General features: G+C 67.3%; 9 protein-coding genes. 2 read left to right on the top strand and 7 right to left on the bottom strand.

Features of this window, described 5'->3' with window-relative positions:
- Positions 1 to 65: 65 nt before the first annotated feature.
- From Y694_RS01005 to Y694_RS00990, 5 genes are all read right to left on the bottom strand, one after another.
- On the bottom strand, positions 66 to 1,346 hold the full coding sequence (locus Y694_RS01005) for a DNA repair exonuclease (RefSeq protein ID WP_051495473.1): 1,281 nt from the start codon (positions 1,344 to 1,346) through the stop codon (positions 66 to 68).
- 84 nt (positions 1,347 to 1,430) lie between these two features.
- Positions 1,431 to 2,657, bottom strand: coding sequence for a hypothetical protein (locus tag Y694_RS01000; protein ID WP_231497452.1), 1,227 nt, complete (start codon positions 2,655 to 2,657; stop codon positions 1,431 to 1,433).
- Between the two features lie 134 nt (positions 2,658 to 2,791).
- On the bottom strand, positions 2,792 to 3,004 hold the full coding sequence (locus Y694_RS25250; RefSeq protein WP_081771163.1) for a GDCCVxC domain-containing (seleno)protein: 213 nt from the start codon (positions 3,002 to 3,004) through the stop codon (positions 2,792 to 2,794).
- Positions 3,001 to 3,282, bottom strand: coding sequence for a heavy-metal-associated domain-containing protein (locus tag Y694_RS00995; RefSeq protein ID WP_036229020.1), 282 nt, complete (start codon positions 3,280 to 3,282; stop codon positions 3,001 to 3,003). Before Y694_RS00995 ends, Y694_RS25250 begins: the two co-directional genes overlap by 4 nt.
- A 10-nt stretch (positions 3,283 to 3,292) precedes the next feature.
- Entirely contained in the window at positions 3,293 to 3,640 is a 348-nt protein-coding gene (locus Y694_RS00990) for a mercuric transporter MerT family protein (RefSeq protein ID WP_036229018.1), read from the bottom strand.
- 74 nt (positions 3,641 to 3,714) lie between these two features.
- Between Y694_RS00990 and merR the strand changes: the two genes are divergently transcribed.
- Positions 3,715 to 4,113, top strand: coding sequence for an Hg(II)-responsive transcriptional regulator (gene merR / locus Y694_RS00985; protein ID WP_036229016.1), 399 nt, complete (start codon positions 3,715 to 3,717; stop codon positions 4,111 to 4,113).
- Here the strand turns inward: merR and Y694_RS00980 are convergent.
- Together Y694_RS00980 and Y694_RS00975 are read right to left on the bottom strand one after the other, a co-directional pair.
- On the bottom strand, positions 4,092 to 5,315 hold the full coding sequence (locus tag Y694_RS00980) for a DUF1173 family protein (protein WP_036229014.1): 1,224 nt from the start codon (positions 5,313 to 5,315) through the stop codon (positions 4,092 to 4,094). The genes merR and Y694_RS00980 overlap by 22 nt on opposite strands.
- Positions 5,316 to 5,336: 21 nt before the next feature.
- The gene (locus Y694_RS00975; RefSeq protein WP_036229012.1) at positions 5,337 to 6,278 is read right to left on the bottom strand and encodes a site-specific integrase; all 942 of its coding nucleotides are present in this window, start codon (positions 6,276 to 6,278) and stop codon (positions 5,337 to 5,339) included.
- A gap of 533 nt (positions 6,279 to 6,811) precedes the next feature.
- Between Y694_RS00975 and Y694_RS00970 the strand changes: the two genes are divergently transcribed.
- On the top strand, positions 6,812 to 11,818 hold the full coding sequence (locus Y694_RS00970; protein WP_036229010.1) for an Eco57I restriction-modification methylase domain-containing protein: 5,007 nt from the start codon (positions 6,812 to 6,814) through the stop codon (positions 11,816 to 11,818).
- Positions 11,819 to 11,946 lie beyond the last annotated feature (128 nt).

The raw sequence follows: 11,946 nt of genomic DNA, 5'->3' as shown, positions 1-11,946 counted from the left end.
TACTCAGATGGCAACACCGGAGGTTGCCCACTGAGCGCGGCAGGGAGAACGGAATAGACCACCACTCACGCAACCGCCGTGTCGACGGCTCTTGGAAGCGCACCTTCCAGTCGATTCGGCATCGCTCCGCGCAAGATTCGCTCGGCGATCACCTCTCCTGTCTCCGAATCCAGTCGCGCGAGGCACGCCAGCAACGGCCCTGGCTTCGCGTCGGTCACCTGTGCCCACTGCCGCACCTTGTCGGCCAGACTGGACGCGCGCGAGATGCCGGCGGCACGGGTGCGCACCACGGGCACGATGCGGCCCTCCAGCTTGACCTCGGCGGCGCGCCCGAGTTCGCGCTCGATCAGCGCACGGTCCACTTCGTGCCGGTCCTCGTCCGCCACCGTCCACCGCACACGAACATGCGCGCCGGCGATGTCTTGCTGCGCAATGGCTGTGCGCAGTGCGTCAATATCCGGCTTGCCTTCGAACACGATATCGACCGTCCGCCGCGCGGGCGTAGGCACCTGGTCAAAGCGCGCCCCGTCTGCATCGACCTCCCACATCAGGAAGCCCTTCTCACCTTCCTCGCCGTAGTGAAAGCGCCCGATGGACCCGGCGTAGGCCACGCACTGGTGCCCTGCCGTTCCAACGCGCTGCCACGCCTGATGCCGGTGGATGTGCCCGAGCATGAAAGCCTGTGCCTCGGACGCGAACAGCGCCCCGGTGGTGAATTCGTGGTCGAAGCCGGCCATCGGCACGCCGTGCTCGCTGAGGCAGCCGAACACGGTGCCATGCGACACACCGATGGTCGGCACGCCCTGCCTGCGAGCGGCGCGGTGCCCTGGCGCGAAGCCGGCCAGCAGCGCCGCAAGTTGCTCGCCGGTGGCTTCGGCCGCCGCACTCGCCCCCATGGTGGCGGCGACCATGGCCTTGTTGACGGTGGGCACGCACGAGAACAAGGCTTGCACGCCCGCTGGCACTTCGTCGAAGCGCCAGCCGTCCGACACCACCCACCGGCCATCACCCATCAGGCCGACCTGCGCGATGCGGTCCGCCACATGCACCGGATAGCGCCCGCCCAGCAGCCGGAACAGGCCCAAGGTGCCGGGTGGCTCGTGCGAGAACGTGCCCTGCAGCATCAGCACCGGGCAATGGTCGGCCAGCCGCCGCACCTGCCGGGCCAGACGCTCCGCCGACGGCGAGTGCAGGTCGAGGGCGTGGTCGGTGGCGTCGCCCGACAGCACCGCCACCTGGGCGCCCAGCGCGATGGCTCGGTCCACCGCCGCGCCGAAGCAGCGGTCGGCCTCGGCCAGATTCTTCGGCCCGTAGTGCAGATCAGAACAGTGTGCGATGCGGATCATGCCGTTCTCCCCGCGGCCACGGCCTGCAATTCGCTTTCGATCTTGTCGAGATAGCCCGCGGGGTCGTTGCGGTAGCGCTCCAGTTCATCCCAGGCCCGCGCCCGCCCCTGCGGGTTGATCTTCCAGCCGGGCCCATCGAAGGTTGGCATAGGCGGTGTAACGCTGCCGGTCGATGCCGCACGCCAGTGCCCGAGACAACAGGTCTTCCAGTGAGGGGCGCCCGTCGCGCGCCTGCGGCCGTGGTCCAGCGTGCGCGGAGGTTGGTGCCGCGCTGTCCTGCGGTTCGCCCGGCGCGGCAACCCTGTCGCCCTCGGCCGCCAGCACGGTCGGCCCGCTGAGAATCTGCGTCGCCAGCTGGGCTTGCACGAGCGCGGCCTCGTCGTCATCGCGGTCCCGCAACAACGCGGTCACGTCCACCGGCGCTTCGAGTTCGATGATCCACTGCGGCACCCGGGCCGGCCGGCCCTGTTCGTCGATGTGCGCCACCTCGACCAGCTTCTTGCTCAGGTAGAACGGGGTGCGCTGGCTGTCCAGGAAGCCCGAGATGCGCCCGCCACGCAGGAAGCCGATGGTCTCGAACTTCTGGATCGCCGCGTTCATCGCGTAGAAGCTGCGCGTGTGCAACTCGAACGCGCTGATCGACCGGATGCCGGGAATGAAGAACAGGAAGCGCCCGCTGAGATTGCATTGCCGCTGCTGGTACTCGGGGCAGGCTTCGGGGTCGCAGATGCCGCCGTTGGCGTCGCGTGCCACCGTCTTGCGCCCGCCGAAGACGCGGATGACCCGCTTGCCGCTGTCGTCGAAGGGCACCGGTGCGTGGGTCTTGCAATGGCGCACCCGCCCATCCGGGGAATACTCCGACCAGTAGCGCTTTTCGCTCGCGCCCCAGGCCGCCAGTTCGTGCGGCATCACCACCTGCCAGTGGTCCGACGGAAACACCACCGGAAAGCGATAGAGCCGATGGCCGTCGCCACGGTCTTCGCCGAAGGCACGAAGGATCTGCTGCGCGATCTCCGGGTTCGAGAAGTCCTGCCCGCGCACGGTGAACCACGGCACGTTCTTCGGCACCAGCGGCGTCTTGATCCGCGGCAGGGCTGTGACCAGGGCTTGCTCGATCTGGTCGAACGATTGGCCCGCCGCAACGCCCTGCTCGTAGATGGCACGTGCCTGCGGGTTCTCGGCGGCGGTACGGCTGAGCGTCTTGGTGCCGGCGCGGATCTTCCCGCCGGTCGGAATGCGGGCCGGGCCTTGCCCAAGCACGGTGGCTGGCACCGCGTCGCTGCCGCGGTGGCTGACGATGGATTGCGTCATCTCTGCGCTCCTCATGGTTGGCGAATCTGTCGCTTCCATGCTCTCGCGCAGGCCGGGCCCGTCAACCCCGTCTCATGGCTCCATACCCCTTTCCAGCGAACCGCGCCGCGCAGAGCCGTCAGGCCGCTGCAACGTCATCCACAGCAAGGCGCCTGCATTTGGACTGGCGGGCACTTCTCCGATCCGTAGGAGCAAAAGACGCAGCAGTCACCAGCCTTCGGCCGAAGCAGTGCTTTGCAGTTCTCGCACTCATAGAAGAACTGACAAGCGTCCGTCGGCATGGTTTCGCGCTTGACGTGGCCGCATTCGGGGCACGTCAAGTCGGAGTCAAGCAGCACCTCGCTCATCGATCACTTCCGCGGCGTGGACGGAAACCCGCGTCGGTGGTCGCCTTGACCAGCACCGCCGTCGTGGCCTTGTCCGCATCGAACGTCACCGTCACGGTCTTCTTGTCGAAGTCCACCTTGGCGCCGGACACGCCAGGCACCTGCACCAGTGACTTCTTGACGGTGATCGGACACACCGCGCAGGTCATGTTCTGCACGTCGAGGACGGCGGTCTGCGGTGTCGCGGCCAGGGTGGCCAGGGGCATCAACATCGCGAGGACGGAGAAACTTTTGCGCATGACGGTCCTTTCAGTAGAACAAGGGGGCAGCGAGCGGCACCGCCAGGAGGGCGACGATCGCGACAGTGACAAGCCAGAAGATCAGACGCTGCCGGCTGACCGTTCGCGGATCGGCACAGGGCGTGCCTTGCACGCAAACCTGCGGAACCAAGTAGAGCCGCCGGAACGCCAGGCCGATGAAGAGCAGCGTGACGGCCATGAAGAAGGGGCGCACCGGCTCCAGCGCCGTCAGGCTGGACACCCAGGCCCCGCCGATGCCCAGCGTCAACAACACCAGCGGCCCGACGCAGCAGACCGACGCGCCGATGGCAGCCAACACGCCGGCGACGAGCGAACCCTTGACGTTCAACGAAGCCATCAACACCCTTCGAACCTTGTTGCATTGCAGGCAGTCTAGAGTCCGTACCGTGGTACGGAGTCAAGGGGTGCGGCATGGTGTCCGAGATGACGATAGGGCGGCTGGCCGACCAAGCCGGTGTGAACGTGGAGACGATTCGCTACTACCAGCGGCGCGGGCTGCTGGCGGAACCCCCCAGGCCGGCCAACGGCCAGCGTCACTACCCGCCCCAGCTGGTGAAGCGCGTGCGGTTCATCAAGCGTGCGCAGGTGCTGGGTTTCACTCTGGACGAGATCGTCGGTCTGCTTGACCTTGACGAAGCCGGCGCCTGCAGCGAAACACGCGAACTGGCGGCTCGGAAGCTGCACCTGATCGAGAGCAAGCTCGCCGATCTGACAGCCATGCGCAAGGCACTGTCCAAGCTGATGCGCGCGTGCGACTCGGTGGACAGCAGCGGCGCCTGCCCGATCATTCACGCCCTGGCAACCGATTGAGGTCCTGTAGGGACCGGCAGCGCCGGCATGGGCTGGTCGGTCGCCCACACCCATCCCGCTCCCCCAGCCCGCGAAATCGCCTGCTCCTTGTCCACGCGCGCCTTCGGCGCCATGAAGGCGCTGACGACGTGCAGGGGCACGGGCTTCGGCCCCATGTCCAGCAAGAGCGCGTTCGGAAACGCGCCGCTCGTCGCGGCGTCGTAGCGCAGTGGCTTTGCAAAGCGCCGCCCCCGCTCCACCAGGGCATGCACCAGCGGCAGCTCGTGGATGGCGTCGATGGGGATCCAGTGTTCGGTGGTCATCATCAGGCTGGCGGCGTCGATCTCGTAGGTGTACTCGCGCCGCGCCCGCACCAGGGCTGCGAGCATCAGGCGCACCCGGTGGCCGGTGTCCGCGTCCCTGGCTTCGAACATCGGCGCGAACACCTTTTCGATCCGGGCCCAGGTCTTGCCGGCAATCAGCAGCGGCGCATCGGGCATGTGCTTGACCCAGACCCTGCAGCCGCCCACCGCCGCGTCGCTGCCCTTGAACTCGCCCAGCACCAATGCCAGCGGGCTGTGGCCGTCGTGGGGCCGCAGCACGACCAGCTTCTCGCGGCGGCGCTGTGCGGCATCGGCCTTGGTCGCCTCGCTGAAGGGTTCGGGCACGTACAGCCGCTCTGTCAAGGCAACGCCCTTCACCGACACATCCTCCGCGGCCTCCAGCAGGTACTTGTGCAGCACGCCCTGGTTGCGCTTGCCCGCCATCGCCGGGCTCCAGCGGTTGAAGCCGGCGCGCTCGAACAGGAAGTGCATCAGCGCCCGCAGGCTCATACGGCGGCGGGCCACGCCGACTTCGGCCTCGGCGTCGCTTTCGCCGCGGGTGGCGCCACGCCCGGTGGTGCGTGTCCACGGAAAATCCACGCGCAGGTCAACGCAGCCCACGGCGGTCTCGAGCACCGCTTCGCCGATCAGTTCGCCCAGCCCCGACTCCCGCGCCTCAGGTTCGTACGACGGGCAGCTTGGGTGATGGTGGCTGCCCGTGTCCGGCATGCGCTTGACCAGGAACTGCCGGTGGCGCGCCACGTACATCTCCACGCCGCCAGGCACGCACAGACAACGTGGCCGTTCCGGCGTGTCATGGACGCGGGCCAGCGCCTGCTGCAGCTGCGCGTCGTCCGCGTTCCACACGCGCCCCAGGATGGAGAAACGTTGGATGTCCACCGTCGTCGCGCCCCCGGCGTGTCACACCAGTTCGCGCACCAGGTCCGACATCGCCGGCCGATGCTTCGGGAACAGTTCGCGCACCGCGCTGCGGCCGTTGATGCCCAGCAGCAGGCCCACCTGCTCTTCGTCCGCGCCGCGTTCGTACAACCGGGCCGCGACGGTGTGCCGCGCCGACAGCGGCGTCACGTCGCGCAGGTCGGCATGGCGAAAAAGCTTGCGATAAGCCTCCAGGATCGGACGGCACAGGTAGCGGCGCTGCCCTTCTTCGCCATACGGCTTGATGGCGAAGCCGAGTCCGGCCGGCGACAGGAACAGGCAGCTCCGCGGATCCAGGCCTCGGTAGTCGCCGCTCTCCGCGATGCCCAGGCCCTGCTCGATGCGCTCGCGCAAGTAGGCCGCAAGTGCATCGTCCAGCCGGGTGCTGGTGAAGTACAGCGGGCGCGACTTGCCGGTGATCGCGGCCTCGGCGCGCAGTTCGGATACGCGGCGCACGCTGCCGTCCGGCCCGAGGTAGTCGCGCACCTCGAGCCGGGCGATTTCCAAGGGACGCGCGCCGGTCGCGAACAGCATGTAGAACAGCGACTGGTCGTGCCAGGGCCGCGCACTGCGCGCCTTGATCCGCAGCGCAGCCTGCGTGATCTCTTCGCTCGAGACAACCCGGTGCTGGCGCGGGCCGAACGGCGCCAGCGGCTCGAAGCCGGCCAGCGCCACCAGGATCGATTCGCGGTGCTGGCGCAAGCGCTGCACGAAGGCCACGCCCTCGGTGTTGAGACCCTCGATGCCGACCGTCTTGCTCAGGCGGACGGCGACGGCCTTGATGCGGCGTTCCACCGCCGTGCGCGTGACGCCGAAGCGTGCGGCCACCGCGTCGTAGGTGGCGCCATCGACCACGGCCTTCAACATCTCGATGGCTTGCGCTGCGCTCTCGTTGCCGCGCTCGGGCTCTTGATCGGCTGGCATGAGCTGCCCTCCACACACTGCGGTTCTCCGCGGCTGCGATGCAGACATGTTCGGCCGCCAGTGTTGGTGTCGCCAGGAACAATCGCCGGCAAAGGCACGGGGTTTCGGGATCGGCGCGGCGGCCTTCACTCACGAACAAGTGGCCCGGCCGCTGCGCAGGCAGACAGGCTCGCGGTTGCCATCGTCAACGGAGCCGACACGCGAGCGCTTTTGCATGGCGAGTCGATGCGCAACCCGCTCGCGCGGACAGCCCCGCGCACACTGCCAGGGCATCTTGGCTCCGGCCAAAGCGCGCCCATCCGGGCGCCCCTGAATCCGTTCAGGCGTCGCGGTCGTTACCCGCCTTCCTCGCTGCGCGGCAACGCGCATCACCAAAACATCGGGGCCCTGCCCTGAACTGAGCCAGTCGCCGGGCGTCGCTTGACGCCTGGCCCCGGGTCGAGCGCGACCCCATCCTGCCAACCCACCCACGGGGAGCACGCCTCCCCGCCGGGGATGGGCGTGTCTCTCCCATTCATCTGGAGAACACGCCCATGGCCCGCTTCACCGCGCCTTCCCTGTGGCTGCCCGGGTTCGACCCCGAGCCCTTGGACGCCACCGAGCCACTTGCTTCATGCCTTGAGACCCAAGCGCAGGCCGCCGACCCGTCGGCGGAGCCCCGCGACGAGCTGACGGAGACAGCAAACAACACCTCGCACCACACCTCCTGGCGCGTCGCGGGGGTCGTCACCGAATCCGCACCACGCACCCTGTGGCCGGCATTGAGACAAGCCGACCTCGACAAGCTGGGTGGCGCCGTGGCCAAGTTCGATGCGAACGTGGATGCCATTGCCACGCTGCGGCATGTCGAATGCCATGACAGAGCACCCTTCACGGCCGAGCGCAGCCGGCTCGTGCGCTACACCGGCTGGGGCGGCCTGCCGGCCAGCTTCAACCGCGAAGGCGACGACAAGGCCTGGGCCCGGCGCGCCGAGCAGCTGCGCGGCCTGCTGAGCGACGACGAATACGAGTCGGCCCGGGCCTCGGTGAACAACAGCCACTACACCCCGATCCACGTGATCGAGGCGATGTGGCAAGCCATCGAACGTTTCGGCCTCACCGGCGGGCGCATCCTTGAGCCCGCCGCCGGCATCGGCCACTTCATCGGTGCCATGCCCCGCGCAATGGCCGTGAGCAGCCAGGTGACGGCCATCGAGATCGACCGGCTGTCGGGAAGAGTACTGACCGCGCTCTATGCGCCCGGCGGCGTCGATGTACGCATCGCGCCGTTCGAGAAAGCACCGCTGCCGGACAACTGGTTCGACATCGTGATCGGCAACGTGCCCTTCGGCAAGTACAAGGTCGCCGACCTGAGCAACCGGGCCTACGCCCGCTTCAGCATCCACAACTACTTCTTCGGCCGCGCGCTGGACTTGGTGCGGCCCGGCGGGCTGGTGTGTTTCATCACCACCAGCTACACGATGGATGCCATGGACGACGCTGCTCGCCAGTACATCGGCGCGCAGGCCCACCTGCTGGGCGCCATCCGGTTGCCCCAGGGCACCTTTGCCGACATCGCGTCCACAGGCGTGCAGACCGACATCCTGTTCCTGCGCAAGCGGGAGCCCGGGGAAGCGGTCGGCGGCGAGTGGCTGAAGCTGTCCATCGTGCCGGATGCCCTGCGCCATCCGCACTGCCACGAGCGGTACCTGCAGATCAATGCCTGGTATGCGCAACACCCGGAGTTCTGCATCGGCAGCATCCGGACCGAGAGCAATGGCTACGAGGCCGTAGCGACGGCCGTGTTCGAAGGCGACCTCGCCGCCGCCCTCACGGAGCGAATCAGCCTACTGCCGACAGACGTGTACCGCGCGGCGGTCGCCGACAAGAGCGTGGAGCGCACGACGGTGCCACCCACCGGCGGCGCCAAGCCCGGCAGCTACCGCCTTCACCATGGGCGGGTGCATCGCGCCGAGGGTGCCGAAATGGTTGACGTGCATGACCAGCTCAACGGCACGCAGCGTGCGCGGATCGTCGGCCTGTGTGCCATCCGCGACCAGGCCCGGGCACTGCTCAATGCCCAGCTGAGGGACGACAGCGCCAGCCAGGTCGCCCACCTGAGGGTGCTGCTCAACGGCAGCTACGACCGCTTTGTCGCAAGGCACGGCTGCCTGTCCACACGGGCCAACGCGCTGGCCTTCCGGCGCGACCCGGACTATCCGCTGCTGCTGTCGCTGGAGCACTACGACGAAGAGTCGGACCGGGCCAGCAAGGCGGCCTTGTTCACGCGGCGCACCCTGGCGCGCGTGGTCGAACCGACGGTCGCGGGCGAACCCACCGAGGCGCTGGCCGCGTCGATGCAGTGGCGCGGGCGGGTCGATCCGGCCTACATGGCGCGGCTGCTGTCGGCGCCGGAACAGGCGGTGCTGGACGCGCTGGCCGAAGCCGGTCAGGTGTTCTTGGACCCGGCTGACAGCCGGTGGAAGACGGCCGACGAGTACTTGTCGGGCAACGTCAAGGAGAAGTTGAAGCAGGCGCTGCTGTCGGGTGCGGCATGCCGCCGCAACATCGAGGCGCTGGAACAGGTGCAGCCGGAAGACCTGCTGCCGGCCGCCATCGAGCCACGGCTCGGGGCGGTGTGGATCCCGGCGGTTGAGGTCGAGACCTTCGTCCAGGAGGTTCTGGAGCTGAAGGATTGCGAAGTGGGCTACTCGGCGCAAGCTGGCGCCTGGTCGGTGCGCTACCGCGACTGGGACGCGCGCCAGAACGTCAAGGTGACGCAGGAGTTCGGCACCTCGCGCATGAACGCGATCGAGCTGGTGCAGTGCGCGCTGAACGTGCAGGTGCCGACGGTGCGCGACCGCGACCCGGAGACCGACAAGTACATCGTCAATCCCGACGAGACCCTGGCCGCACGCGAGAAGCTGGGCCTGATCAAAGAACGGTTCGCGCTCTGGGCCTTCGACGATGCGACGCGGAGAGAGAAGCTCTGCCGCATCTACAACGATCTGTTCAACGCCACCCGGCAGCGGCAGTTCGATGGTGCGCACCTGAAGCTGCCGGGGTTCTCCCGCTGCTTCGAGCTGCACCCGCACCAGAAGGACGCCATCTGGCGTGTCGTGCAGTCCGGCAACACGGGGCTGTTCCACGTCGTGGGTGCCGGCAAGACGGCGGTGTGCGTGGCAGCGGGCATGGAGTTGCGCCGGCTGGGCTTCGTCAACAAGCCCTGCCATGTGGTGCCCAACCACATGTTGGCGCAGTACACGGCCGAGTTCGTGCGGCTCTATCCAAACGCGGCGGTGCTGATGGCCGGCAAGGAAGACCTCGAAGGCGACCGCCGACGGGAACTGGTGTCGCGCATCGCGACGGGAGATTGGGACGCGGTCGTCATCACGCATTCGAGCTTCGAGCGCATCAAGGTGTCACCGCAATTCACGGAGAAATTCATCAAGGACATCATCATGGAAATCGAGATGGCGGTGAGGGCCGAGAGGAGCAACGACCGGGGCAACCGGATCGTCAAGCAACTCGAGGCCATGAAGAAGAACTGGGCGGTGCGGCTGGAGAAACTGCTGGCCGACAAGAAGAAGGACGACCTGCTGACCTGGGAGCAACTGGGCATCGACTGCCTGTTCGTCGACGAAGCCCACCTGCACAAGAACCTGTACCGGTTCACGAAGATGACCCGCGTGGCGGGTCTGCCGATGAGCAACTCGGAGCGTGCCTTCGATCTGTACCTGAAGACGCGCTACACGATGCAGGTTCACGCGGATTCGAAAGGACCGGCGCAACGCGGCGTGGTGTTCTCGACGGCGACGCCGGTGGCCAACACCATGGCCGAGATCCACACCATGATGCGTTACCTGCAGCCGCGACGGCTGGAGGAACTCGGGCTGCAGCAGTTCGACGCCTGGGCCGCCACCTTTGGCGAAAACGTCACGGCGCTGGAGATCGCACCGGACGGCAGCGGCTACCGCATGCACACCCGGTTCGCGCGTTTCATCAACGTGCCGGAGTTGATGGCGGTGTTCGGCGAAGTGGCCGACATCCGCACTGCCGAGATGTTGAACCTGCCGGTACCCAAGCTCAGGGGCGGCAAGCCTCGCATCGTGGCCTGCCCGGCCAGCAAGGCGCTGAAGGCCTTTGTGCAGACGCTGGTGCAGCGCGCCGAGGCGATCCGCAGCGGCCACGTGAAGCCGCAGGACGACAACATGCTGGCCATCACCACCGACGGCCGCAAGGCGGCGCTGGACTTCCGGCTGGTGGCACCACAGACGGGCTTCGACGAGAACGGCAAGGTCGCCGCCTGCCTGCGCGAGGTGCTGGCGATCCGCGAGCGCAGTGCCGCATTCCGCGGTGCGCAGTTGGTGTTCTGCGACATGTCGTCGCCCAAGCAAGGCCACGTCTTCAGCGTGTACGACGACTTGCGGGCGCGGCTAGTCGAAGCAGGCGTCCCGGAGAAAGAGATCGCGTTCGTGCACGACGCGGAGACCGACACCCAGAAGGCAACGTTGTTCAAGGCGGTGCGCGAGGGACGGGTTCGCGTGCTGCTCGGGTCCACGGCCAAGATGGGCATCGGTACCAACGTGCAGACTCGCCTGTGCGCCCTGCATCACCTCGATGCACCCTGGCGCCCTTGCGATGTCGAGCAACGCGAGGGAAGAATCCTGCGCCAGGGCAACGAGTGCGAGGACGTGGAGATCTTCCGCTACGTCACCGAAGGCAGCTTCGACAGCTACATGTGGCAGACCTTGGAGACCAAGGCGCGTTTCATCGCCCAGGTGATGAAGGGCGACAAGGGCATCCGGTCGCTGGAGGACGTGGAACTGGCGGCGCTGTCGTACGCCGAAGTGAAGGCGCTGGCCTCGGGCAACCCGCTGGTCATCGAAAAGGCCGGCGTGGACGCGGAAGTGGCCAGGCTCTCAACGCTGTTCTCGGTGTGGCGCAACCAGCGCTATGCCAACGAAAGCGAGGTGAGCCGGCTGCCGATGATGATCGAGGCGCAGCAACGCAAGCTTGCGCTGTACGCCGAGGACATGGCGCGCATCGAGCCACAGACGCTTCAGGGCATGTGCATGGAAGTCGGCGACCGAAGGATCGTCGGGCCCGATGCCGTGGGCGAGGCCCTACGGGGCATCGTCAAGGCAATGAAGGACGAAGTCCGTTCAGGGGGCCGCGAGATCGAACAGCTTGTCGGCCGCTTCGGCGGTTTCGAGCTGGGCGTCAAGACGGCACGCGGCGACGAGGTGCCGAGCCTGTACCTGTCAGGCGCGTGCGTGTATGAGGCGACGCCGTACCAGACCGGCCCGGCACTCGTTGCGGCGCTGGTCGATCTGCTGGCGTCGATTCCAAAGCAGCACGCCGCGGGCCAGGCCCAGTTGGAGATCAGGCGCAAGCGACTGGACGACATCCGCCTCGAACTCGAGCGCCCGTTCGAGCACGAAGCCCGACTACTGGATCTGCTGACCAGGCAGCGCCAGCTGCTCAGCCAGCTCGACCTCGATAAAGACGAGGCCGGCACGGCCAAAGTCGATACTGAAGAACTGCGCGAAGCAGCGTGACTGACTTCACCCCCACGGCCGAAAGGCTGTGGGGCTCTCTCTGGTACGCCCCACTCGGTGCGCCAAAGAAAACGCCCCGGCCCTGAAGCCGAGGCGCGAAGCCTGGCCGCTGTCATCGCGACCACGCT

It is taken from the genome of Methylibium sp. T29-B (assembly GCF_000576225.1).
Classification (GTDB): Bacteria; Pseudomonadota; Gammaproteobacteria; order Burkholderiales; family Burkholderiaceae_C; genus Methylibium; species Methylibium petroleiphilum.
Note: the sequence above shows the minus strand (reverse complement) of the source record. Positions and strands in the feature narration are given on the sequence as shown.

What these genes read in the sequence shown, in the direction of transcription:
- Y694_RS01000 (WP_231497452.1), bottom strand. Translation starts at nt 2,657, where the DNA reads ATGACGCAATCCATCGTCAGCCACCGCGGCAGCGACGCGGTGCCAGCC.
- Y694_RS00970 (WP_036229010.1), top strand. Translation starts at nt 6,812, where the DNA reads ATGGCCCGCTTCACCGCGCCTTCCCTGTGGCTGCCCGGGTTCGACCCC.
- Y694_RS00975 (WP_036229012.1), bottom strand. Translation starts at nt 6,278, where the DNA reads ATGCCAGCCGATCAAGAGCCCGAGCGCGGCAACGAGAGCGCAGCGCAA.
- Y694_RS00995 (WP_036229020.1), bottom strand. Translation starts at nt 3,282, where the DNA reads ATGCGCAAAAGTTTCTCCGTCCTCGCGATGTTGATGCCCCTGGCCACC.
- Y694_RS25250 (WP_081771163.1), bottom strand. Translation starts at nt 3,004, where the DNA reads ATGAGCGAGGTGCTGCTTGACTCCGACTTGACGTGCCCCGAATGCGGC.
- Y694_RS00990 (WP_036229018.1), bottom strand. Translation starts at nt 3,640, where the DNA reads ATGGCTTCGTTGAACGTCAAGGGTTCGCTCGTCGCCGGCGTGTTGGCT.
- Y694_RS01005 (WP_051495473.1), bottom strand. Translation starts at nt 1,346, where the DNA reads ATGATCCGCATCGCACACTGTTCTGATCTGCACTACGGGCCGAAGAAT.
- merR (WP_036229016.1), top strand. Translation starts at nt 3,715, where the DNA reads ATGGTGTCCGAGATGACGATAGGGCGGCTGGCCGACCAAGCCGGTGTG.